At 41.0% G+C, this 23,411-nt stretch carries 21 protein-coding genes and 1 pseudogene; 7 read left to right on the top strand and 15 right to left on the bottom strand.

What is annotated here, in order from left to right; translation table 11 throughout:
* Positions 1–42 precede the first annotated feature (42 nt).
* On the top strand, positions 43–993 hold the full coding sequence (locus RMY31_RS23485) for a glycosyltransferase family 2 protein (RefSeq protein ID WP_322658514.1): 951 nt from the start codon (positions 43–45) through the stop codon (positions 991–993).
* A gap of 61 nt (positions 994–1,054) precedes the next feature.
* Here RMY31_RS23485 and RMY31_RS23480 read toward each other — a convergent pair whose 3' ends face one another.
* The 3 genes from RMY31_RS23480 to RMY31_RS23470 form a co-directional block, all read right to left on the bottom strand.
* Complete coding sequence (locus RMY31_RS23480; protein ID WP_322658515.1) at positions 1,055–2,296, bottom strand: glycosyltransferase family 4 protein; 1,242 nt, start codon at positions 2,294–2,296, stop codon at positions 1,055–1,057.
* Positions 2,297–2,444: 148 nt separating this feature from the next.
* Entirely contained in the window at positions 2,445–3,173 is a 729-nt protein-coding gene (locus RMY31_RS23475; RefSeq protein WP_322658517.1) for a hypothetical protein, read from the bottom strand.
* Complete coding sequence (locus RMY31_RS23470; protein ID WP_322658518.1) at positions 3,173–4,537, bottom strand: AAA family ATPase; 1,365 nt, start codon at positions 4,535–4,537, stop codon at positions 3,173–3,175. The genes RMY31_RS23475 and RMY31_RS23470 overlap by 1 nt, the downstream gene beginning before the upstream one ends.
* 404 nt (positions 4,538–4,941) lie before the next feature.
* Here RMY31_RS23470 and RMY31_RS23465 point away from each other — a divergent pair, with 404 nt between their 5' ends.
* Complete coding sequence (locus RMY31_RS23465) at positions 4,942–5,826, top strand: ParA family protein (RefSeq protein ID WP_322658519.1); 885 nt, start codon at positions 4,942–4,944, stop codon at positions 5,824–5,826.
* Positions 5,827–5,986: 160 nt separating this feature from the next.
* On the opposite strand, the gene ileS is transcribed toward RMY31_RS23465, so the two are convergent.
* Positions 5,987–8,863, bottom strand: a complete 2,877-nt coding sequence (gene ileS / locus RMY31_RS23460; RefSeq protein ID WP_322658584.1) for an isoleucine--tRNA ligase — start codon at positions 8,861–8,863, stop codon at positions 5,987–5,989.
* Between the two features lie 410 nt (positions 8,864–9,273).
* Here ileS and RMY31_RS23455 point away from each other — a divergent pair, with 410 nt between their 5' ends.
* On the top strand, positions 9,274–9,615 hold the full coding sequence (locus tag RMY31_RS23455) for a hypothetical protein (RefSeq protein WP_322658520.1): 342 nt from the start codon (positions 9,274–9,276) through the stop codon (positions 9,613–9,615).
* A 556-nt stretch (positions 9,616–10,171) separates the two neighbouring features.
* Here the strand turns inward: RMY31_RS23455 and RMY31_RS23450 are convergent.
* From RMY31_RS23450 to RMY31_RS23430, 5 genes and pseudogenes are all read right to left on the bottom strand, one after another.
* A complete protein-coding gene (locus RMY31_RS23450) occupies positions 10,172–10,396 on the bottom strand; it encodes a type II toxin-antitoxin system HicA family toxin (RefSeq protein WP_322658522.1) in 225 nt (74 codons plus the stop codon).
* A gap of 3 nt (positions 10,397–10,399) precedes the next feature.
* Positions 10,400–10,609 (bottom strand): type II toxin-antitoxin system HicB family antitoxin, encoded by a 210-nt coding sequence (locus RMY31_RS23445; protein ID WP_322658523.1) that lies wholly within the window; start codon positions 10,607–10,609, stop codon positions 10,400–10,402.
* A 53-nt stretch (positions 10,610–10,662) separates the two neighbouring features.
* Positions 10,663–10,854 (bottom strand): annotated as a pseudogene (locus RMY31_RS23440) (four helix bundle protein); the annotation flags it as partial.
* Positions 10,855–10,953: 99 nt separating this feature from the next.
* On the bottom strand, positions 10,954–13,068 hold the full coding sequence (locus tag RMY31_RS23435) for a caspase, EACC1-associated type (protein WP_322658524.1): 2,115 nt from the start codon (positions 13,066–13,068) through the stop codon (positions 10,954–10,956).
* Positions 13,069–13,238: 170 nt separating this feature from the next.
* Positions 13,239–13,400 carry a hypothetical protein gene (locus RMY31_RS23430; protein ID WP_409878220.1) on the bottom strand — a complete coding sequence of 54 codons (162 nt, stop codon included), beginning with the start codon at positions 13,398–13,400 and terminating at the stop codon, positions 13,239–13,241.
* A gap of 386 nt (positions 13,401–13,786) precedes the next feature.
* Between RMY31_RS23430 and RMY31_RS23425 the strand changes: the two genes are divergently transcribed.
* Both RMY31_RS23425 and RMY31_RS23420 read left to right on the top strand, forming a co-directional pair.
* On the top strand, positions 13,787–14,086 hold the full coding sequence (locus RMY31_RS23425; RefSeq protein WP_322658526.1) for a hypothetical protein: 300 nt from the start codon (positions 13,787–13,789) through the stop codon (positions 14,084–14,086).
* Positions 14,087–14,293: 207 nt separating this feature from the next.
* Entirely contained in the window at positions 14,294–14,428 is a 135-nt protein-coding gene (locus RMY31_RS23420; RefSeq protein ID WP_409878219.1) for a hypothetical protein, read from the top strand.
* 165 nt (positions 14,429–14,593) lie between these two features.
* On the opposite strand, the gene RMY31_RS23415 is transcribed toward RMY31_RS23420, so the two are convergent.
* On the bottom strand, positions 14,594–15,307 hold the full coding sequence (locus RMY31_RS23415; RefSeq protein ID WP_322658527.1) for a Ycf66 family protein: 714 nt from the start codon (positions 15,305–15,307) through the stop codon (positions 14,594–14,596).
* A gap of 321 nt (positions 15,308–15,628) precedes the next feature.
* Between RMY31_RS23415 and gndA the strand changes: the two genes are divergently transcribed.
* Positions 15,629–17,062 (top strand): NADP-dependent phosphogluconate dehydrogenase, encoded by a 1,434-nt coding sequence (gene gndA, locus RMY31_RS23410; RefSeq protein ID WP_322658528.1) that lies wholly within the window; start codon positions 15,629–15,631, stop codon positions 17,060–17,062.
* 327 nt (positions 17,063–17,389) lie between these two features.
* Here the strand turns inward: gndA and RMY31_RS23405 are convergent, their stop codons facing one another.
* The 5 genes from RMY31_RS23405 to RMY31_RS23385 form a co-directional block, all read right to left on the bottom strand.
* Positions 17,390–18,529, bottom strand: a complete 1,140-nt coding sequence (locus RMY31_RS23405; protein ID WP_322658529.1) for a serine/threonine-protein kinase — start codon at positions 18,527–18,529, stop codon at positions 17,390–17,392.
* Positions 18,530–18,890: 361 nt separating this feature from the next.
* Positions 18,891–19,445: a DUF6334 family protein gene (locus RMY31_RS23400; RefSeq protein ID WP_322658530.1), complete on the bottom strand. Its 555-nt coding sequence runs from the start codon at positions 19,443–19,445 to the stop codon at positions 18,891–18,893.
* Positions 19,446–19,467: 22 nt separating this feature from the next.
* Positions 19,468–19,698: a hypothetical protein gene (locus RMY31_RS23395; protein WP_322658531.1), complete on the bottom strand. Its 231-nt coding sequence runs from the start codon at positions 19,696–19,698 to the stop codon at positions 19,468–19,470.
* Positions 19,699–19,737: 39 nt separating this feature from the next.
* Positions 19,738–20,790 carry an aromatic ring-hydroxylating dioxygenase subunit alpha gene (locus RMY31_RS23390; RefSeq protein ID WP_322658532.1) on the bottom strand — a complete coding sequence of 351 codons (1,053 nt, stop codon included), beginning with the start codon at positions 20,788–20,790 and terminating at the stop codon, positions 19,738–19,740.
* A gap of 177 nt (positions 20,791–20,967) precedes the next feature.
* Entirely contained in the window at positions 20,968–21,108 is a 141-nt protein-coding gene (locus RMY31_RS23385; RefSeq protein ID WP_409878218.1) for a hypothetical protein, read from the bottom strand.
* A 232-nt stretch (positions 21,109–21,340) separates the two neighbouring features.
* Between RMY31_RS23385 and RMY31_RS23380 the strand changes: the two genes are divergently transcribed.
* Positions 21,341–23,050, top strand: a complete 1,710-nt coding sequence (locus tag RMY31_RS23380; protein ID WP_322658534.1) for a bifunctional diguanylate cyclase/phosphodiesterase — start codon at positions 21,341–21,343, stop codon at positions 23,048–23,050.
* Positions 23,051–23,411 lie beyond the last annotated feature (361 nt).

Genomic DNA, 23,411 nt, shown 5'->3' with positions numbered 1-23,411 from the left:
TATTTGGCGAAATTCCATAAATTATCATTTTAAGCTGCACTCATGACTCAGGAAGCTCCGCAGATTTCTATCTTAATTCTCAACTGGAATGGTAAAGAAGATACAATTGAGTGTCTAGAATCAGTTCAAAAAATTGATTATCCCAATTATAAAGTTTTGCTCGTAGATAATGGTTCTATAGATGATTCAGTTGCAACTATTCGAGAAAGATATCCTCAAATATTAATCATTGAAAATGGTGCTAATCTTGGTTTTGCCGCTGGGAATAATGTCGGAATTGAGTATGCCATATCCCAAGGAGCCGATTATGTCTTCTTGTTGAATAATGATACTATAGTCAATCCACAAATCCTTTGGGCGTTTATTCATGCAAATGACAAATATCCTAATGTTGGGATATTTGGTTCACAAATATATTACTACAAAGAACCGAAAAAGATTTGGTTTTCTGGGGTGCAATGGTTACCCAGTCAAGCGAGATTTATTCACACAGGATGTGGAAATATAGATAACGAAGGTGTGAAAGAAATTCAGTTTACTGAATATATCTGTGGTTGTGCATTAATGGTAAAGACTGAAGTAGTCCGAAAAATAGGAATGCTTGAGCCAAAATACTTCTTGATGTGGGAAGAAGTTGACTGGTGTTATCGCGCTAGACGCGCTGGATATAAATGCCTTTTAGTTCCAGAGTCAAAGGTATGGCACAAAATTTCCTCAAGTTTTAGTGGTGGAGACAAAGCCCCTCACTATCAATATTTTTGGTGGCGAAATCGATTGTTGTGGGTTGAACGTAATTTCTCTTTCTTGGAAGCGCTGAGTATTTATAAAGTAATTTTTAAAGATATTTTGCGCCAGCTTCACAAGTATTTTAATTCACAGTCAGGTAGCCAAGAGCGATTGAAATCTCAGGCGGCTTTACAAGGAGTCAAGGATTACTTCTTTCGGCAATTTGGAAATTGTCCTGCATGGGTTCGCTCTCCAGTTAAGCAGTAATTATAAGATTTAGAAATCGGTTATTTTGCTAAAAATTTTGTGTTATGGCAAGTCTATTTTCTTAATCAGGAAGTAACTTTTGAATAGCTAGGTCAATCTTGCGGCTAACTGCTTGCCAAGAGTATTCTGCTTGTACTAGTTCATAAGCAGAACTAGCTAGTTTTTCTGCAAAAGAGGGATTTGACCAGAGTTGACTCACACCTTCAACTAACTCTTCTACTTTATTTCTAATTAGTAGGTGTTCCCCATCTCTGACTTTGATGCCCTCAGCACCCTTGGTAGTACTGACAACAGGACAGCCAGCCGCAAAAGCTTCTAAGATTTTTAAGCGCGTACCTCCGCCTTGAAGTAAAGGTACAATCATAACGCTAGCAGCAGCTAAATAAGGTCGAACATCTGCAACGCTGCCAGTGACGATAATTCCAGGTTCCTGCTTGGCGGCTGTTTGCATAAATTGAGTGGGGTTGCGTCCTACCAGCAATAGACGGCTATCTGGGTATAGTTCCCGGAGTCGCGGGTAGATTTGGTTAATGAGTAACTCAACCGCCACTGTGTTAGGTGAGTAGGAAAGCTGACCAAGAAACAGTAAATTTTGCTTTGTGTCCTCTAGTCCCGCTTCTGGTTTGCATTCACGGGAGTGTATGCTGTCGTAGTGGGCTACGTTGATCCCGTTGGGTACAACGTGAGTTGGTGATACTTGTCCGTAATACTGGGTTATTAAGTTAGAATCATTTTCGCTGCAAACCCATACTTGGCTGGCTTGCTTTGCAAAGTCACTTTCAATGGATTTAAGATGTTCTAGCTGAATCTTTGCTTTTAACTGTGATTTGAAGCCTTGAACTGAACTGTATCTCTGCTGCCACAGGGATGCTTCGACATTAATGTTATCGAAGATAATGTGGCATTTGTGGCGCTTCACTACACTTAGGTAGGAGTATAGCCATACTTCTTCAATGATTACTAAATGAGGCTGAAATTGGGTGAGGGTTTCGTCTAATTCTTTAGCCGCAGTTTTAGCATAAGCCCAATCAGCATCTGGATGTCTGCGGGGATGCAGCCACCACAAACGATTTTCTAGCTTTTCCCAGTTTGAACGCTGAATGGCTACGTTGGTATGTTTCCAGAGAACTACTCCAGGTAGAGATGTGCTTTTAGGACTCCAGTTAGAAGCTGAAAAAACATCAACGGGGCCAAACTTCATCATGATGTTGATGTTTTGCCAAGTACGTAAATTTACCCCTCCCACAGGTGGATAAGGCACTTCTTTGGTAACGAACAAAGTGCGAATCGAGGAAGTCGTCACTTAAGTATGTCTCCTGTAAGCTTATGAGGCGCTTTTTGTTTTGAATACAGTAACCTGGCAGTAAGCGGGTGATGTCTTACGCCGAGGCGCTAAGGCGCGAAGAAATTTATATGGGGTAGTTATATTGCATTAATAGTACTTTAGGCAACTAATTTTCTGACCACAAGTCAACTATATCAAGCATTTTTTTAATACTTATACCTTTAATAAACTTTTTCCCCTGTGAAATCTTAACTCTTTCTACGACATCGTTCAGTGACTTAAACTGCTCTTTATTACGTTCAATTTCTATTGCTTCTGCTATATCAGAAGCTTTTTTTATAGTAAAGCCAGCATTACGTAATCTGAAAGCAATATCAACTTTACCAAGTGTTTGAAAAACTTTTAATGGTTCAGCTTTATCAGCAATCTGCTTTTTCAGGTCTTTGATTTCATTCTCTAACTTTACATTACTAGTTGCCTGCTCTAAGAGTTGATTAGTTATCTTTTCAAAACGTGACTCCAAATTTATTAGAAAAATTTCCAAATCCTTTGAGTTTAATTCTGTTTTTTTGGGACTATCAGATTTTTGCTTTCTAAATAGTTGCACCTGATTAGTTAAAGCTTCCTCGTTTTCAGGCTCAATGATAAATACTCCAATCATTTCCCCTTTACGAAGATTTATTTCTCTAGCTCTAGCAGCAGCATAATATTCAAAGTCTCCATCTACTACTTCATAAGATTGCAGACTTGTTCTGCGAACTACAATAGGATTAACAACCCCTTCAGATTCTAAAATTAACTGAGCAGCTTGTTCTATCTCATTATCTGCAAAAATTGAACGAGGCTTGCTGGAGGTAATTTTCTTGACAGCAACAAGTGATGTAGATAATTTCATTAAGCCAATCCTATCTTTTGTAAAACTTCTATTGCTAGTAGCTCAAATTCGTGTGCAGCAACTGAATCTGGCTTAAAATCAAGTATAGATACAGGATCAGCCACCTCTATATTTCCTACAATCAAAGTTTTTTCAGAACATTTAGCTAGATCATCTCTATCATAAATAACTGTATTCATGACTTCAAAATTATACCGTTTTTCAATAGTTTCTAGCCTTTTAGGTAAAGTATGTTTTACGAATTGATTATTAGTAGATATCTTACAAGCAAGTACACCTAAAGTTTGAATTGGAGATTTTCTTATTTGTTTTCTAAACGTATTAATACTTTTAATGAACTCTTTAACGTTGGTTAATCCTTGATTAGCAAAAGGTTTTAGATCCGATGGAATAATAAGATAGTCAGCGGTAATCAGAGCAATTCTTGCATAAAGATTTAGAGATGGTGGAGTATCAATAAGTACAATATCATATTGATCTTGTACATATTGCAGTTTCTCAATAAGTATTAGTCTACTACCATCAAGAGCATTCAAATCAGTCTCATTTCTCATCAAGTTAATATGTGCAGGAACTACATCAATCTCTGGATTACAAAAATTAGATTTTCTCGCTACTTCCGAAATTGGATAAAGCTCTTCGGATTGTAATACTTGAAGAAGATTAGAGTCTTTGATATCATCAAATTCTTCATCATCAAATTTGACTAATCCTGTGGCAAATGTAGTGTTAGCTTGACTATCAAAATCAATTATTAAAACTCTTTTCCCCTTCTTTCTGAGAGCAGCAGCTAAGTTAACTACTGTTGTTGTCTTACCAACGCCACCTTTGTTATGGTAAACCGCAATTATTTTCATTGAATGTTGCCTCTGTGTTGGAACTGTGGAATTATTTTCACTTACTACAATTTCTGACTGGTCTTTGTATTGTTCTGCTTTCAGACTATCCCTACCAATTAAACCTGCAATTTTTTCTATCTTTTGCTCAACATCTTTACCAGAACATTGAAATACTAACTTAATATCATCTTGTAACTTTTCATAAATTCTGATTTCTTTGCCATTAGTTATCAATCCATATCTCACATTCAAGCTTGTTAAATAGTGCCTGAGTCTGCGAAGGTGAGTATTTAAATTTTGTTTGGGGTGCTTTGCCTCCATGACGACACTCAGAGGTGAGTTGGCATCTAAGACAAAGGGAATCACTTGTGCGGCAAATGCTAAGAAGTCCAGACGGATGCTACCAACTGCAACTTCTTGATGCCAAGTGTCAGGAGTATATCCTAACTGAGGTAGCAAATATTGCACTATGAGTTTGCTTTCAACTTCGCTTTCGTTACGGCACAGTTCGGGATTAAAAGGCAATATTTTTTACCTACTAAGAAATAAAATTATGGTTAATAACTTGATATTTGTTCGATTATGGCATAAGCGCAGTTATTTGCGTCACAACGTATACTTAATATTATGTATAAATCTAAAATTATATTTAGTATTTTTACTAGAAATAAAGTTATAGCTAACAGAGTTCACAGCTACGCGAATGAAGTCTGCATAAGGTGATTTCTAAAACCAGCGCACACAGGTTTTGTTTCTACATCTGTGATTTTGATTGCCAAGTGTTATGTAGTCAGACTGCCTTAACTGAGTAAATATTGCTAAACTCACTCTTCTGAGTTCCGGAAAATATTAAATTAAGCGGAAGTTTTAAATGTTTAGGATGGGTGTACGCTACCTAGATGGGAATGCGTCATCAGAGGAATTAACTAATGGGATATGTAATTGCAACTGCAAATATGAAAGGCGGTGTCGGAAAAACTACCATCACCGTTAATTTAGCTACTTGTTTGGCAAAAAATCATGGTAAGCGGGTGCTTGTCCTCGATTTAGATAGCCAAATCAGCGCCACACTTAGTCTGATGTCGCCTATAGAGTTTGCCAAGCGTCGCAAACAAAGTAAGACATTCAGAGCTTTGATAGACGAAATCATCAATCCTGGTTCGCAAGCCACACAAACTATTCAAGATATCATTCACTCTGAGGTCTGTAATCTCCCCGGACTGAATTTATTGCCAGGAGATATCGATTTATATGATGAATTTGTTGTGTCCGAAATGTTGCACCAACAAGCAACTGCTTTGGGCGAACAGGACTTTGAAACTGTTTGGAATCGTTTTGAAAGAGTTTTAATTAACAATATTTTAAAGCCAGTTCGCCAAGAGTATGATTTTATTCTCTTAGATTGTGCCCCTGGTTATAATTTATTGACTCGTAGTGCTTTAGCTGCTAGTGATTTCTACATTCTTCCCGCTAAACCAGAACCCTTATCGATAGTGGGTATTCAATTGCTGGAAAGGCGCATCGGGCAATTAAAAGACAGTCACGAACAAGAAGCAAAGATAGATATCAAAATGTTGGGAATTGTCTTTAGTATGTGCAGTGGGAATTTATTAAATGGCAGATACTATAAACAAGTTATGCACCGCGTTGTGGAAGATTTTGGTGTAGAAAAAATTTGTCGGGCACAAATACCAGTTGATGTAAATGTTGCAAAGGCTGTTGATAGTTTTATGCCAGTTGTTCTAAATGCTCCCCAATCAGGTGGTTCAAGAGCATTTTTGCAGTTAACTCAAGAGTTGTTGGAGAAATTATAAAAAGTGCTGAGTGCTGAGTGTGAGGAGTTGTGAGTTAGACTCCTCATACCAATTCACTTTATAAATGATACAAATACGGGCGTAAGGGCGAACAGCCGTTCGCCCCTACAAGTTCTTGCATGTCTATCAAGATTTTCGTGAATTGGTATCACTCATACTTTTAGAAATTTCCTGCTAAAGCTGCAACGCACCGTTCGCAAATTAGGGGATGTTCTGCTGATTCTCCCACATGAGTGGAGTAGTTCCAGCAGCGATCGCATTTTTCGCCGTCTGCATTCACTACACCAATTCCCCAAGTGTCTGACTGCAAGTTGTATTTCACTCCTTGCAGTTTGTCAGGAGAATCTAATAATTCTACCTGAGAGGTGAGGAACAGATAGCGGAGTTCATCGATACCGTTACCTTTATCAGGATTCAGTGCTTTTATTGAGGAGCGTAACTGCTCGTCATTTATATAAAGCAGTGCTTTCGCTTCAAGTGAAGAACCAATCAGTTTTTCTATCCTGGCTTGTTCTAGCACCTTGTTAACCTCAGTGCGGATTTGCCGGACTTGTTGCCAGAATTCTGCTAGTTTCGGATTTTGCCATTTTTGGTCTACCTGCACCCAACCGGCTTCAAATACCGATTTGTATGGTGTTTTATAGGGGAGATATTGCCAGATATCTTCTGCCATGTGGCACAACACAGGAGCGATCGCTCGTGCTAAATTCTCTAAAGCTATCTTCAGCACTGTTTGACAACTGCGACGGCGGAAAGCATCGGGCGCGCTGATGTACAGTCTATCCTTAGCAACATCTAAATAGAAGTTGGATAAATCCACCACGCAGAAATTCTGCACAGTTTGGAAAAAGCGGAAGAATTGGAAGCTTTCAAAAGCTGCGGTTACTTCTTCAAATACCTCGGTGATGCGGTGCAGCATGTAACGATCGAGTTCTGGCAATTCCTCGAAAGGTACTGTATCTTTTTCGGGGTCGAAATCGTGCAAGCTACCCAACAGAAACCGCGCTGTATTGCGAATCTTGCCTCGAACATCGTTCAACTGCTTGATGATGTTTTTACCAATGCGGACATCGCCGGAGTAGTCTACCGATGATACCCACAATCTCAAGACATCTGCACCGTAAGGCGGTTCTGCTTTTTGATTTTTCCCGCCTTCAATGATTGTATTCGGGTCAACGACATTGCCTTCTGACTTGCTCATCTTCCGCCCTTGCTCATCCAAAGCAAAGCCGTGAGTCAAGACAGTTTTGTAAGGCGCAATGTCATTTACTGCTACGCTAGTGAGCAAACTTGACTGGAACCAGCCGCGATGTTGGTCGGAACCTTCCAAATACATATCGGCAGGGTAGCGTAACTCTGGACGCTGCTTCAATACAGCTGCCCAAGACGAACCAGAATCAAACCAGACATCCATCGTGTCTGTACCTCTGCGGTAAGACCGTCCATTATTACGGTAGGACTCTGGTAACAACTGGGCTACCGACAACTCCCACCAAGCATCGGAACCTTTTTCAGCAATAATTCCTTGAACGTGGGCAATAGTTTCAGCATTCAGCAATGGTTCCCCAGTTTCTTCATCGTAGAAAACCGGAATTGGCACACCCCAAGAACGCTGACGGGAAATACACCAATCAGAACGTTCCGCCACCATCGGCGTAATGCGATTTTCACCTTGGGCTGGAATCCATTTTACCGAAGCGATCGCCTTTAATGCTTCTTCCCGAAATCCCTCCACGGAAGCAAACCATTGTTCAGTCGCCCGGAAAATCGTCGGCTTTTTCGTCCGCCAGTCGTAGGGATATTTGTGTTGATAAGGTTCCTCTTTCAACAAAGAACCCGCCGCAGTCAGCGCATCAATTACCGCTTGATTGCCATCACCTAGCACATTCAACCCAGCGAACTGTCCCGCCTCTGGGGTAAAGTCGCCATTGTCATCAACTGGCGCGAGGATAGGCAAACCGTAGCGCTGACCAACAATGTAATCTTCTTGACCATGACCGGGGGCAGTATGTACCAACCCAGTACCCGACTCAGTTGTGATGTAATCGCCACCAACCACAATTGGGCTTTCTCGGTCAAACAGAGGATGCCGATAAGTTGTATGTTCTAAATCTTGCCCTTTGAATGTGGCTTTTACAGTTAACTCAACTCCCAAAGTAGCAGATAAACTCTCCACCAGATCAGCAGCAACAATCAGGTATTTAAAGTTACTCTGCACCTCTGGGCGTGAAACTTCTACCAGTGCATAGTTAAGGTCTGCATTCACTGCCACAGCCAAATTCCCCGGAATTGTCCAAGGCGTAGTTGTCCAAACAGCCACACCCAAATCTGACTGATATTCTGCCAGCTGCGGTTTCACAGCTTCCGCAACACCCGTAACTGGGAAAGCTGCATAGATACTGCGCGAAGTATGACCTTCTGGATATTCCAACTCCGCTTCAGCCAAAGCTGTTTTAGAACTGGGACTCCAGTGAACGGGCTTCAGTCCGCGATAGATGTATCCTTTTAATACCATCTCACCGAACACGCCAATTTGAGCCGCTTCATATTGCGGCTTCAGAGTTAAATAAGGATTATCCCAGTCACCCCAAACACCATAGCGTTTAAAATTTTTGCGCTGGTCATCTACAGTATTAAGGGCAAACTCTTTCGCTTTCTGCCGCAGTTGTAAAGATGTCAAGTTTTGCCGTTCTGCCGACTTCATGTTCTGCAAAACTTTCAGTTCAATTGGCAAGCCGTGACAGTCCCAACCAGGAACGTAGCGCACCTTACGCCCTTGCAGCAGTTGGTAGCGATTAATAATATCTTTGAGAATTTTATTTAAAGCATGACCAATATGAAGTGAGCCGTTAGCGTAGGGAGGCCCATCGTGCAGTATAAATAATTCGCCTGGATTGTTTTCGGAGAGGCGATCGTAAATTTGATTTTCTTCCCAAAACTTTTGGATTTCCGGCTCGCGCTTGATGGCGTTTGCCCGCATATCAAAGTTAGTCTTGGGTAGGTTTACAGTATCTTTGTAGCTTCCAGTTTCTGTCACGGTGCTGATGTTAAGGAATATAGAAGTCTGATTCTCACCATTATCCGTGAGAATTTCCAAAGTCTTCAAGTTGAATGCATTTCTAGCCACAGGAGTCTTACCCACTTGCTGAAATACCTGAGTCTTTTCAATGGTAATGCATCCCACTCATCCTAGTTGCTTAAGATGTAGTAGGATGCACCGCATGTAGTATATTGTAGCATAATTGTGAAATATGATGCTCAAGATTTGAGCGCCCAACGGGCACGATTAACGCTCCCGCAAAATATGAAACAAGCACATTTTGATGATATTTCTCAAAGCCTTACTGTATAACGGTTCTAAAATGTGCAAGTTAGGAGCTTGGTTAAAGCAATGCTTTTACTAAGCAGTTGGCATTATGTAAGTACATAACGTATATACCTCTGAATATGAGTCACTCCTACAGTATTCGTAGTACAAAAATTTGTAACAGCGCAGGGTTTAGGCTACCAGCTGAGTTTTATCAGGAGCATCCTCAGTTTGCTAATGCAGATGGATGGATAGAGGTATTATCGCCGGATACTGCAATTTTGCGAATTGTGCCTCAACTAGATGATGATGCAGAAGACTCGGTTTTAATGCGGTTATTTCTTGATTTTGCAATGACAGAAGCGCTGAAAAATAATACACTGCAACCTTATACAATTGAAATGTCTGAGGCTGCACGTAAACTGATTGCGGATGTAGAATTAGCCGATGAGTCATCAGAAGATGGCCATCGCTCGCCATGAAACTTGTCTAAACTCCTCTTCATTTAGAATAAGATTGAGTGATGTTTTTTGAGCGATCGCTATAAGTTTTGACTTGGAATGCAGAAGTTTTCTTTCAGAATGACTCTAACTTTGTAAGGAAAATTGAAGCTGTCGTTAAGACAGAAACTTCTGTAGTTACTACTGTTTTAGTTTTGTAAAGAAAATTGAAGCTGTCGTTAGGACAGAAACTTCTGTCGTTACTAACATTGAAACTGTCATTAAGAACAAAGCTGTGGCAAACTCCAAAAATAAAGCCAGTTGCTTTTGAGCATCGCGTGCTTTAAGGTGTTGAGAATTTCTTAACAGGTGCAGATAGGCGATCGCTATCTCTGAGTCTCATTTTAGTATGGCGCGATCGCCAAACCACGCTCTGTGCGAATGATCGCTACCTGTCCATTAGTTCCCAGAGTCATACTCAAAACCCAATAGATACTAGCTCTATAGTACTTTTAAATTAAAACGCACCATATTTCTCCGTGCGTTAAGTGTTGCTATGACGCGCCCTACAATTTAAGGTTTACTACGTTATTAAATCTCATTGAAACTCCAACATTTCTTCAACTGTTAAACCAACGTCGCTTGCAATTTGCCGTAATAATTTGGGTGAGATATCACGTCCTTTATGAAAAGGAACTGTTGTGCCTCGACCATCTTCATGACGAAATTGCTTGTGTGAACCTTTCTGACGCACCTCAACAAATCCAAGGCTCTCCAGTATTCGGACAACCTCTTGAGGTTTTAGCACAGGAATATTACTCATACCCTACGGAATCACAATTTGCTGCGTACCAATAAATTCCGTCTCAAACATTAAATCCTCATCTTCCAAAAGCATCTCAATCACTTCGCGCAGATTCTCTTGTAACTCATCCAAAGTTTCTCCCTGAGAATGTGCGCCAGGAAATCCAGGAACATAGCCTACATAAAACTTTGTATCAGGATCTCGCTCGATGATTGCAGTAAATGTTTTCATTAGATTTAACTTTTGTCTGTTGAAAAACATCAAGCAAATTATAACTTTGCCTGACTAAATGCTTCTAACTGGGCTAATTTCTGTTTGGCATACCTAGCTATAATTAGAGCATCTAATAAATCATAGAGTTCTGTAATGATGAGATTACCTAACTAAAATTTATGATCTCTAGGAAGGCGATTTAAAATTGGCACGTACCACTTGATTAAATCGTAAGTTTTTTGTATTGTAGGTAAATCGCTCATCCGAGAACTAAAAAAATATTTGATCGCGCAGAGCGCGAGATATAAGAAGGGAAAAGAGAAAAAGGGTAGAGTACTAAAGGGTAAAAGTGTAAAGGGCTACTAAGCCCTGCCCTGCAACACCACAACCCGAAAACCCACGCCGCTGTACCAAGTGACACGCGCGTCATAGAGGCGATACGCCGAACGGCAACCCTTGGGAAGGCTATTCCACGAACCACCACGCAGCAGCTTACGTTGATTATCATTATCACTCAGCCAAGCACTGCCGCCCGTCGGTGCGTTATCATAATTTTCGTGCCACTCATCCTGACACCATTCCCATACATTACCACACATATCAAATAAACCAAAGGGGTTAGCGGGAAATTTCCCCACTTCTGTTGTTTGCTGACGATATTCACCTTTAGGCCCCTGAGCATAATTACCTGGGTACACTGTTCCTTGATAATCCCAGTCAATACCTCGATAATTCGCCAAATCAGTTGTAATCGTTTCGCCAAAATAAAACGGGGTGGTTGTACCTGCACGACAAGCATATTCCCATTCTGCTTCACTGGGTAAGCAATAGGTTTTTCCAGTCTTATTAGATAGTCGAGCGCAAAATTCAACCGCCTCATTCCAATAAACACATTCAACAGGTAGATTAGCACCTTTAAAATTGGATGGGTCGGGATTTAAATCAATATTCACCTTATCAAGAGCGGCTACGGCTTTCCATTGAGCTTGCGTGACAGGAAATTTACCCATGAAAAAGGGTTGAACGGTGACAGTGTGTTGTGGACTTTCTCTATCAAGTCGTTCTGGCTCATTTTCTGGCGAACCCATGAGAAATTGACCACCAGGAATTGCAACCATTTCTAGAATCACGTCATTACCCAGGTCTTGTGTAAAAAACTCAGCACGTCCTCGACTGCGTTTATTTTCATAGATTTTTTTCCCCATACCCAAAAAACCTGAGCTTTTTACCGTTAGGCTGGCGGTATAGAACTCAAAAGTCTGAGTTTGAATACCTGGAGGAGAAACAGTTTTAGATGACTCTCTTGCTCGTTGTTTTTGTAATTCTGTTTGCTGTCTTTGATACTCTTGGCGTAATCTTTCAGCTTCCTGTTGCTGACGCTCATATTCAGCTTGTTTTGGGACAAGTACGCTTTGTTCTATTGAAGCTATATCTTCATCCCTAAGTCCTAAATGTTGTTGATAATCTTGTAAATCCTGTTGAACCGCCTGATTAAACGGATATTTTTCTTGATTAACAGCAAGAATCAACGCCTGTTCGTATCTATCTCGTTTACGCTGATATTCACGATAAGGTTGTAAAACTTCTTCTCGAATTGCTATAGCTTCATCCTCAGATAATCCCCACTCAATTCGCTTAAATTCCAATAGTTCAAAAGCAAATACAGAGAATCTACCCTGATTTAGCTTGGCGCGTTGTTCGGCTTCCTTACGATACTTCAGTTTGGGATCGTCCTTTGGCGACTTTGCCAGAAAAATCCGATAACCATCTCTAAAAGGATAAAACTCTGGTGTCATGGCGGGAGATGCTTCTTGCACTTTGCTTTTTGCATATCTATGCAACTCATCTACCGCAATCAAGCCATCCTCATCTAAATCTGCTGCACCTTTCTCAATTCCTTCTACTAAATAATGGGTGTAAATTGAAAGGTCTAAACCATCGGACTCAAAAGCATATTGCGTAGAAGTGGAAGCTGTGAGAATTGCCCTTCCCTCACCACCTAAATGCTGTTGCAGGTCAATAGTCCCACCATCTTTAGCTGTCAAACCCCTAGCAAAAGCACCACTAAAGCAGCAATCTAAAATTACCACCTGTCGCTTAGACCTGCTCTGGTTCATCCAACTATGTACACTTGTTGCGGCGACAGCTGAGGTGGGGATTAATTTTCCCTGATTCTTCCGGCTACGGCGAGTCGAGAAATAAAATTCACCGCTTTCTACTACTACACCATGACCAGAAAAGTAGCAAAGCACTAAGTCATCTTTTTGACAATTGGCATACAAAGTATAAATAGCATCTTCCATAGCCTGCCGTTCGGGATTTGTCAGCACCGTGACATCAGGCGCAGCAAAATCACCCATCTCTGGGTTTAGCAAAACTCGCTGCATCGCCTCAACATCATTTACAGCATTTGGTAACGGTGCTAATGTCGGCTCATCATATTCACTAATCCCGATCAGCAATGCCAGCTTCGCCATGTTAGTTTGAAAAGTCTAATTTATTACTTGCCTTGGCGACTGGAAGTCGCGCGCCAGTTGTTCATGGGGGAAACCACGCCACTTGCTTCAAGCCGGGAAACCCGTCCAACGCAGTGGCTTCCCAAGATCACACTGGCTTGGCTACACAGACAAAACCCACCTGCGTGCGTTCAAGACTCTCTCCACTGGACTAAATTGGCATCTTCTACCCCATCTACTTCTCTTAACTGGGGTAGCAAATTTTCTACTTGTTTTTGCAACTCCTCTTCGTCTAAACCTAGTTCAGCCAAAGAAATCGTCACCTGAACCTCAGATTCCGTTACCATGTGCATCGCTTCAGTATGATTAAGTCATTTTTAATGATTGTATCGGTTATTTTGGTTAATTTTTATTCAGAAAGCAGAAGGCACTCATGTTTAAAAGGGAGCATCTCACCACTTTGCGCTAATACAATTATTTTTAAACTGTTGCTTTCAACCCAGAACAAAAGTTTTTATTAATGCTTCTTTCTTCTGCCCTCTGCCTTTCTTTCGTGGAAATTAAATATTAATTGATTCTCCTTAAAACTTGAGAATTATTAATAAGAATTTTTGAATTACTAGTTAATAAGTATAAAATTATACATTAATATCAAGACATGATAAAGGCGATCGCCTAATCCCGCGAAGAAAGAGAGCGATCGCCTTTATGTAACATCCACAATCGGAGTACAACTACAATGATGGCACAATCACAAAAGTTCGTAGATAATCAACAATCCGCCGAATCCAAGTTAGAGCAATACTTACATGGCGAAGATGTAAATACACCCACACTCAATCAATCTCCTGAAAACACATTTCCCAAGAGAGAACCACTTAAGCACTTACTAATTGGTTCGCCGAAAGCCGTTACCAGTACAATTCACCGTTTGCAGGTAACTGGCTACGCCAGCGTTGGAGATTGGAGTCCACTGCTACCAACCGCTAACCCAGATGAAGTTATGAGTATTTTAATCCGTCAAATTCTCATGCAATAACCCAGATTTTAGCTAGATCCCCGACTCAAATAAGTCGGGGGTCTGGACATTTGCGAAACAGGAGAGTATTTAATTAATGCCTTGGATGAAGATAGATTATCTGAGCGTAAATTATTTCCTGCTGAGTTAAAGGGTGTAACTTGGTAAGTTGAGTTATTCTCTTGGATGCAGGGCCAATAGGTCTAGTCACAAATCCAAAGCTATCAAATGAAAGCTTGGCTTGTACCCAATGGCTTCTACCCATCACAACAACTGCAATGCGTCAAGCTGCGTTATTCTGGGCGCAAGCTCGTTAACAAGGACAACCAACAGCTGGTGATAGGACAATTGAAGGTGACATAATTTTGGTAGCGCAAGCTGTAACTCTTGCTGTTTCAGATGTAGTAATTGCAACAACTAATGTTGGTCACTTATCCAGGTTTGTTGCAGCTGATTTGTGGCAGAACATTCAAATAAGTTGAGTAAAACCCAACATCATCTGAGACTAACGTTGGGTTTCACTAAAATTCAACTACCCTGATTATTTGGCGGTATTTGTTCTGGTGGTGTTTCTGCTGGGGGAGCTAGTGATGCATCTGGAGCAATTTCCTCTACGGAAATCTGTTCTTTGTTCTCAGTATCTGCTTGAGCTGCTTCTACTAATTCCGCAGATGGAGGATGTGGAGGAATAGCCTCTGGTACACTCTCGGTTATTGCCTCTTCTGTAGGTGTTTCTGGTGTAACAATAGTGTTGTCGATAATCTCAACAGCAGGTGCTTCCGTCAGTACAGAGGTAATGTCTTCAGGCTTGGGGGTTGCGGGTGTTTTTTTACTCCCAGTTTGTTGCACTTTGTTTTTCACACCACTGAAGGTGCTACCAATACTCTGCTGCAATTGAGCAAGCCGTTCCTGAAGAGACAACTTATTCACCTGTTGCTGAATGCTAGTTTTCACTGTTTCAGCACTAGGTACTTGGGTTTGTTGTAGCAGTGGCGTTAGTTGTCGGCGTAATGAAAGAGTTTGCCAGCCGAACCAGACCAAAAGAGCCACACTAGCCACATGACCCAGCAACAAACCTCCAGAAATGTGTGGTGCAAACACCCATAATACTAAAGCGTAGAACAGCCCTACACCACTCCAAATAAAATCATTCTTGCGGTGGATTTCTGGAAAGAAGAAAGCTGATATGTAAAGGGCTAAACTACCAAGACCGACCACCAAAGCTAGGACATATGCCAGCATTTTTTGGTTACTCCTTTGACTAGGGATTGGTTACTGGGGATTGGGTATTGGGTATTAGGTAATGAGTATTAGGTATTGAGTATTGGGAAAATTCTTTCCCAGTCACCAGTCCCCAGTCCCTAATCCCCAGTCCTTCAACTAACAATTTTGCAAATTTTGCAAGTCAATTGTTGATTTAGATACAAATTAAAATTAATTATCTGTGTTAGTTGTGGATTTTTGTCGTTTACATTAACTCTTAAGGTCTTCTTTAGGAGAGAAGCGAAAATCTCGGTCTACCCTAAAGATAAAAGGATCTGCAAGAGTTAGCCAAACAAATTTATGACACTACAAAGCTTTGGTGTGATTGGATTAGCCGTTATGGGTGAGAATATCGCTCTAAACGTCGAGCGTAATGGCTTCCCAATTGCAGTTTACAACCGCTCCCGAGAAAAAACGGATGCGTTTATGGCGCAGCGTGCGCCAGGACGGAACGTCAAAGCCGCCTTTACACTAGAAGAATTTGTTGCCGCATTGGAACGTCCCCGTAGAATCCTGGTGATGGTACAAGCTGGTAAGCCAGTTGATGCGGTGATTGCTCAACTTAAACCCTTGCTAGATGAAGGCGATATCATTATCGACGGTGGCAACTCTTGGTTTGAAGATACAGACCGACGCACTCAGGAATTAGAACCCGCAGGACTCCGGTTTATCGGTATGGGAGTTAGCGGTGGTGAAGAAGGCGCATTGAATGGTCCATCACTGATGCCTGGTGGTACACAAAGTTCCTATGAGTATTTGTCGCCAATTTTCAACAAAATTGCTGCCCAAGTCGATGACGGCCCTTGTGTAACTTATATTGGCCCTGGTGGTTCTGGTCACTACGTCAAAATGGTACACAATGGCATTGAGTACGGTGACATGCAGCTGATTGCTGAAGCCTACGACTTGTTAAAAAGTGCTGCTGGACTAGACCACAATCAGCTACATGAAGTGTTCACTGAGTGGAACACCACCGACGAACTTAATTCATTTTTGATTGAGATTACATCCAATATTTTCCCTTACATTGACCCAGATACAAATCTACCCCTAGTCGATTTGATTGTTGACGCAGCAGGTCAAAAGGGAACCGGACGCTGGACTGTGCAGACTGCATTGGAGTTGGGAGTTTCTATTCCCACCATCACAGCAGCGGTGAATGCTCGGATTATATCTTCTATCAAAGACGAGCGGGTAGCAGCATCTAAGATTTTGACAGGTCCCAGTGGCAAGTATGATGGGCAGGTTAAAGATTTTGTCAATAAGGTGCGGGATGCCCTCTATTGCTCAAAAATCTGTTCTTATGCTCAAGGGATGGCGCTGTTATCTACAGCTTCAAAAACATATAACTGGAATTTGAATCTGGGCGAAATGGCGCGGATTTGGAAAGGTGGCTGTATTATTCGCGCTGGCTTCTTGAATAAGATTAAGAAGGCTTTTAGCGAAAATCCAGCATTACCTAACCTGTTATTAGCTCCCGAATTTAAGCAAACAATTCTTGACAGACAGACAGCTTGGCGAGAAGTGATAGCAACAGCAGCAAAACTGGGAATTCCAGTGCCTGCATTTAGCGCATCTTTGGATTATTTTGACAGCTATCGCCGCGATCGCTTGCCCCAAAACTTGACTCAAGCACAACGCGACTACTTCGGCGCACATACCTACTTGCGTCTTGATAAGCCCGGAAGCTTCCACACTGAATGGGTGCCCATTGCTGAAGCTGAGAAAAAATAAACTTTCACGCCTCTAAATGAGCATATTGTGAAAGTTTAAAACACTTTAAACTGGAAATTTGAAAGTGACTCTGAGTTTTCAGAGTCATTTTTTTATGAACCGCAGAAGATGCAGGGGAGAATGGGGGGACAAGGGAGATACAGCAAATTTCAAGTTAGTGAAGTACACAAGCTAAGTCTCAAAGCCAGGCATAAAGCCTGTTTTACTTCTGAATTCTGACTCCTGAATTCTGAATTCTGCTGTAATTCTTCACTCCTGACTTCTGAACGGCAGTTACTTTATGCTGGGGAACCCGCCCACCGTACTGCCTCCTACTAACAACTTATTTCATGAGTTGTTATTACCAAGATATTTAGTTTTTAATTCTTCTAATTCTGCATCTATTTGGCTTTTACTAGCAGGCTGGGGTTGGGGATTTTGCGGCTGCTTTTTATTAGATTGAGGTTTAGCACCACCAAGAAATTGAGTTTTCAATTCCTCTAGTTCTAAATCAATTTGGCTAGGAGATTTGGCGACAACTGTAGGTGGAGAAGTTGGTGATGATTGAGTAATAGGTTTTGCAGCTATTGCTGGTGTAGCAGCTACTTGTGAATGTTGATTTAAGTCTTTGAGAATTTCATCTACTGTTTGATAACGCCGCATTGGAATACTCTCTAGCATCTTGTTGAGAATGCGACTCAATTGATTGCTAATGGGAGTTTGTAAGTATTGCTGCCAAATCCAAGTATCGTTGTTAATATCGTATGAGTCAAAAGGCGATCGCTGGGTTAATAAATTAATACAAGTAACGCCTAAACTGTAGATATCGCTGGCAAAAATAGCCCTACCTCTAATTTGCTCGGGGGCAACATATTCGGGACTACCAATACTAGTACCAGTTCGATTTAAAGCTGTACTGGTGGCAGATTTAGAAGCACCGAAATCTACTAAAACTAGTTTGCGATCGCTTTCACGTAAAATAATATTTTCTGGCTTAATATCTCGGTGAATGATTTGTCTGGCATGACAAAATTGCAATACTGATAATAAATCATTTAGCAACTGCCATATTTGCGTTTCACTGAAAGCGCCATTGTGTGCCAATGCCTGAGCTAAGTTTTCCCCATCAATAAATTCTTGTACAAGATATTGCCGATCGTCTTGGGTAAAGTATGCCAGCAGTTCGGGAATTTGAGGATGTTTGCCCAATTCATCTAACTGCACTGCTTCTTGGTTAAATAACTCCACTGCCTTTTGCACAGTGTTAGTGCCTTGAGCTTGGGGATAAAATTGCTTAATCACACAGCGTGGCTTTGAGGGTTTATCCTCATCCACGGCTAAGAAGGTTCTGCCAAAACCACCTTGCCCTATTGGTTTGATGGCACGGTAACGTTCTTTGAGGAGTAACTTGGAACCACAACTTAGGCAAAACCTGACATCACCAGGATTTTCCGGTTTTGGACAACGGGGATTAAGGCAGTAGCTCATTGGCAGGGTGGCGCTTGCGATCGCTCTTACTTGTCTTTATTTTGCCCTGTTCTTGACAGAAGAGTGTTTTTGTTCGCAAATTATCTAGCTTTAGACTGTAACCCAGTGTTTGAATCTACTGATAATGGTATAATTTATCACGCACTAAAGTCAAGTCTTGTTGGATTGCGTAGACGCTTCGCGTTTTGTCGCCAGACATCGCAGTAGCTAACGAATGAATACTCTATTATTAACAATCTGCGCTATTATTTTTAGCTGCAAACCGTTCATAAAATTGAGAACGCTAGACAGACAATCGAGCCTCACCATTAGCTAAACGCTCCAGTATGGATGTAAAAACCTCTGTTACAAGCATTTTTAATTAACTTGGAGCAGCTTCACCAGCCTTACCTAAAACTTTATCTTCTAATTTTTCCAACAGATTAATTAATTCTTCGTCGAGTTCGGCACCGTGTATGTTGCGAACTCCATATATTAATCCTGCCACTGCTACTTCAAGTGATGATTTTGCCCGGTAATTTGTTTTTGCGAGTTCTTTTTCTTTACAGAGTTGATCGTAAACAAATACTTTGATAACTGAACCTTCCGCAACGAATGCAATACTAGGATGTAGAGAATCAAAAGCGAAAATTACCTGATCTAAATAACCTTGGTCGTTCTCATATACCCAGACATTCATTAGTTTTTCACCTATAAACAAATTACACCAAGATGGAGTATCTCTTGAAGAAATATCAGAGCTTTCTTTTATTATCTCTATCTCATCAGTATCAGTAAGAGGTAATAGTGTAACTGTTGTATCTTGAAAAAAAAATTTAACTTCATCAAGGCAGAGTTCATTACCAGCAAATTCTTCTTCTTCAACGATTGATACTGCGGTTAGAGTCTGTCCAATAGGAAATTCATTTTCTACCATATTTATCGCGTTTTTTCTTTGCTTATTTAAGAATTTTAATAGCAGTTTCTGCGTCTGTGTCTCCCTCGGCAGCTAAATTTGCTAATTCACCTACTTTGAAAGTTTGATAATCGCTGCGTAACTGGTTAACTTGTCCTTGTCCCCCACCACGTTCTCGAATAGCATCAGCAATAGTTTCATCTTTAATATTAACAAGATTGCCAAGTTTCTTCAGTCCGCCAGGCGTGAGTTTAAAACCCTCCTGTTCATCCATTACATTGACCTCTCTTTGCGCCTGAAGCAGTTCAAAACTTCACCCCAATCTTTCAACTTGGTTCTTCATCAACCTTTGCACGCTCACCAATGCTCGATTCAACTCATAATTCCGCCTTTGGTAATTCTGCAAATATGCCTGCTGTTCTTCCTCAATCATCTGCACATCTTGAACAACCAAACCATCGAGTAATTTTTGCGCTGCACCAAACAAACTATCTTTGACAAACCGCCGAAACCACACAGGCAATTTGTGCAACCGCCAAAAGGCATTCAATGAGGTGAAATGAATTAAATAAGCTTTTGTCTGTGTCTCATTTACCGGACACAATAAACAGTAAATCTTAAAATCTTTACCTAATGTAGAAACCCAATGCGGATAAATATAACTCACATCCAATGGTTCGGGATGTAACCGCCGTAAAGCTGGAAAAAATAACTGAGATATAGACCAAATTTTATCTATTTTGTAATAGCTCTGTGCTGTATAATGAGCATCTACACGGTTATCATCTTCGTCAATATCTTGCAGTGCTGCTTCTGCCCAAGCTTGTAAATCCTGATGCAAATGCCCGTGATACATATCCATCAGATTTTCAATTAAATAAGAATAATGAGCTTGAGAATTAATAACTGAAACTGTGGCAATATAATTCAAATGTTCCCATTCTGGTAAACCCAGAGGTTCTACAGATGGTTCTACATCTCCAGGAAATAACCAGATAAAACCGTTTTGTTCTTTGACTGGGTAACGGCGAATCTTACAATTTGGTAATTTCTGATTTGCTGTTAGGTAGGGAACTGCTGCACATTCACCCGCCGAATTGAAGCGCCAACCGTGATAAGCACATTCCAATTCATTGCCAACCACTTGTCCGTGACTGAGTTTAACTTGGCGGTGGGGACAGCGATCTTCTAGGGCGTGAATTTGTCCCTGGCTGTCGCGGTAAAGTGCGATCGCTTGTTTCCAAATTATCACATTTATAGGTTTATTTGTTACCTCAGTACTGCGTGCTACCACATACCAGTGATTTGGGTTAATATCCAACTGACGGACATCACGACTTTGCACAGTTTGAGAGAGAGAGGACATAGACTCGTGCATCCTTTTTAGCATTAGACTCTAAAATTACTGCTCGCTTTCTGTAGATTCAGGTGCAGTTAAGAATATCTTACAAGTGATATATTTTTCAAATTTTAGTAATATTTTATACTATTGTTTGTGCAAGTTTGGATTGGGAATCACCTTCTAAGTCTAGGTTCTGTGAATTTATCTGTCGCAATTATTTTTCAAATTGGTGTTGTATTGTGTCCGGTTAACCCTGACGATCGCAAACCCTGCTAGAAGCGATCGCTTGAATTCACTCCAGTTTCTTGGCGACAAAATTTTATTTACAAAAACTTTATACATAAATTACTAATTCTACGAAAAGCATTTTGATTGTGAAAACTGCGATTTTACTACCTTGACAAGAAACTATGTCCATAGAGATATTAAGTAAAAAGGAATATTGGGAAGCATAATATATAACCTATATTTAATTGTTTTCCATGAAAGTTGATTCCACTCGATTGTGAATCAAAGACACTGCTCTTTTGCCAAGTATCTTGGCAGGTAATTTGCTGACTCTACATCAGGATGTATGAAACACAATCACCAACTTTATCTCTACTCATTCCTAGATCATTTCCGATTGCTCAAGAAAAGTTACCCCGCCAAAATCATGTTTGTGGCGTTTGTGGGCACTCACGTACCACTTCTGACCTTACTCTTGAGTTTTCTGATTTCAAACTCCTATTCTTTGGAGATGGCGGTGCGAGTTTTGGTCATTGCTCTGTTGGCTACTTTAGCGGGTACAGCAGCTACCCTCTATGCAATACGCCACCTCCTCGCCCCAGTGATTTTGACATCTGCTACCTTGCAAGACTATCTCAACACCAAAACATTACCCGAACTGCCTACAGACTTTGCTGATGAAGCAGGTACCTTAATGGCGGATACCTCACAAACTCTTCACAAATTAGATGAGTTAATTCACCACATCAGCAATTACGATGACCTGACTGGCTTACCCAATCGCGATTTATTTCGCGATCGCTTGCAGCAAACTTTATCTCAGCCGCAGAACAAGCAACGGCTGATAGCCATCTTTTTGCTGAGTATTGATGATTTCACAGATCTGAGTCATGCATTAGAGCATAAGACATTAAATTTGTTGTTAAGAGCAGTTGCTCAGCGTTTAACAACTTGTGTGGGGCAAACAGATGTTCTTACCAGTTTGAGTAGAAATGAATTTGCGATCGCTCGGACGGAAATTCCTTCTTTTGAGAGCGTCATCAAGCTATCCCAGTTGCTACTGAATACGCTGGCAAAACCTTTTTCTATAGAAGGTAGCTCAATACGCATCACAGTCAGCATCGGTATCACTATTAATGAACTCAATCAGAGTAATGGTGTAGATCGACTCTTGCAACAGGCTAACATAGCACTGTACCAAACAAAGCAGCATCGTAGCCAATACCAATTCTATTCACCGGAAATGAATGCTCAGTTGCAGGAGCGATTGACTTTAGAAAATGAATTATATGGGGCGCTTGAGCGCAATGAGATAGTAGTTTATTACCAACCCTTAATTGATTTGCACACTAGACAAGTGACCGCAGTTGAAGCGCTGATTCGCTGGCAGCATCCTACTTGGGGTTTGGTTTCTCCAGCACAGTTTATTCCGATTGCAGAAGCTAATGGTTTGATCGTACCAATTGGTGAATGGGTCTTGCGAACTGCCTGTGCCCAAAACCGTGCTTGGCAGTTGGCTGGACTTTCCGCAATTCGGATATCGGTGAATCTGTCTGCGCGACAGTTTGAACAACCGAATCTATTGCAGGTCGTTAGCCAGATTCTTCAAGAAACTGGCCTCGAAGCATCTTACCTAGAACTGGAAGTGACTGAAAGCTTATTGATGGTTGATGTTGAGCGATCTGTTAAAACCTTAAAACAATTACGAGAATTGGGCATATGGCTGGCTCTGGATGACTTCGGCACTGGTTATTCTTCCCTAAACTACTTAAAGCGCTTTCCCTTTAACATGCTCAAAATCGATCGGTCATTTGTGCATGATGTCATGTCTAATCCTGATAGCGCAGCCGTGACTGATGCCATTATTGCCTTGGCCAAGAGCCTCCGATTAAACATCACAGCAGAAGGTGTGGAAACCCAAGAACAGCTTGAATACTTAGAAATGCGGGGATGCGATGAAGGTCAGGGATTTTACTTCAGTCCTGCTGTTCCTGCTGAGAAGATTATCCAAATATTGCAGCAAAGTTCTCAACAGAGAGAGACAATTGCAGCATAGTGAAAATCTGAAAATAATACTATTTTAAGAATTGAGGGAGGCTAATAACCTCCCTTTTGTGATAGGTATATCGGCGTAAATAAATATAATATCTTCTGTCATTGCGAGGAACGAAGCAATCGCAGTCATTGCGATTGCTACTCTGCGAGAAGGCTCTGCCTACATCGTTTCTCCTCTCTACGAGACGCTACGCGATCGCAATGACATCTTATACCAATTCGTAATTCGTAATTCGTAATTCGTAATTAAGAAAGTCCCATTTAGTCTAGGTTTCTGGGTTTGGATCTGTATCATTATTTTTGGGAAATGGTATTAGATTTAATTATGTCTACCTGACTTGAAAAAGGCAGAGGGCAGATGG

Origin of the sequence: Dendronalium sp. ChiSLP03b (assembly GCF_034531165.2) — a bacterium.
Taxonomy (GTDB): domain Bacteria; phylum Cyanobacteriota; class Cyanobacteriia; order Cyanobacteriales; family Nostocaceae; genus Dendronalium; species Dendronalium minutum.
Note: the sequence above shows the minus strand (reverse complement) of the source record. Positions and strands in the feature narration are given on the sequence as shown.

Excerpts from the sequence above, each read along its gene's own strand:
- RMY31_RS23450 (WP_322658522.1), bottom strand. The coding sequence starts at position 10,396 with ATGAGTAATATTCCTGTGCTAAAACCTCAAGAGGTTGTCCGAATACTG.
- RMY31_RS23420 (WP_409878219.1), top strand. The coding sequence starts at position 14,294 with ATGAAAGCTTGGCTTGTACCCAATGGCTTCTACCCATCACAACAACTG.
- RMY31_RS23385 (WP_409878218.1), bottom strand. The coding sequence starts at position 21,108 with ATGTATAAAGTTTTTGTAAATAAAATTTTGTCGCCAAGAAACTGGAGT.
- RMY31_RS23430 (WP_409878220.1), bottom strand. The coding sequence starts at position 13,400 with ATGCACATGGTAACGGAATCTGAGGTTCAGGTGACGATTTCTTTGGCT.
- RMY31_RS23400 (WP_322658530.1), bottom strand. The coding sequence starts at position 19,445 with ATGGTAGAAAATGAATTTCCTATTGGACAGACTCTAACCGCAGTATCA.
- RMY31_RS23415 (WP_322658527.1), bottom strand. The coding sequence starts at position 15,307 with ATGCTGGCATATGTCCTAGCTTTGGTGGTCGGTCTTGGTAGTTTAGCC.
- RMY31_RS23485 (WP_322658514.1), top strand. The coding sequence starts at position 43 with ATGACTCAGGAAGCTCCGCAGATTTCTATCTTAATTCTCAACTGGAAT.
- RMY31_RS23435 (WP_322658524.1), bottom strand. The coding sequence starts at position 13,068 with ATGGCGAAGCTGGCATTGCTGATCGGGATTAGTGAATATGATGAGCCG.
- RMY31_RS23380 (WP_322658534.1), top strand. The coding sequence starts at position 21,341 with ATGAAACACAATCACCAACTTTATCTCTACTCATTCCTAGATCATTTC.
- RMY31_RS23475 (WP_322658517.1), bottom strand. The coding sequence starts at position 3,173 with ATGAAATTATCTACATCACTTGTTGCTGTCAAGAAAATTACCTCCAGC.
- RMY31_RS23390 (WP_322658532.1), bottom strand. The coding sequence starts at position 20,790 with ATGTCCTCTCTCTCTCAAACTGTGCAAAGTCGTGATGTCCGTCAGTTG.
- RMY31_RS23465 (WP_322658519.1), top strand. The coding sequence starts at position 4,942 with ATGGGATATGTAATTGCAACTGCAAATATGAAAGGCGGTGTCGGAAAA.
- RMY31_RS23455 (WP_322658520.1), top strand. The coding sequence starts at position 9,274 with ATGAGTCACTCCTACAGTATTCGTAGTACAAAAATTTGTAACAGCGCA.
- RMY31_RS23405 (WP_322658529.1), bottom strand. The coding sequence starts at position 18,529 with ATGAGCTACTGCCTTAATCCCCGTTGTCCAAAACCGGAAAATCCTGGT.
- RMY31_RS23425 (WP_322658526.1), top strand. The coding sequence starts at position 13,787 with ATGATGGCACAATCACAAAAGTTCGTAGATAATCAACAATCCGCCGAA.
- RMY31_RS23395 (WP_322658531.1), bottom strand. The coding sequence starts at position 19,698 with ATGGATGAACAGGAGGGTTTTAAACTCACGCCTGGCGGACTGAAGAAA.
- gndA (WP_322658528.1), top strand. The coding sequence starts at position 15,629 with ATGACACTACAAAGCTTTGGTGTGATTGGATTAGCCGTTATGGGTGAG.
- RMY31_RS23445 (WP_322658523.1), bottom strand. The coding sequence starts at position 10,609 with ATGAAAACATTTACTGCAATCATCGAGCGAGATCCTGATACAAAGTTT.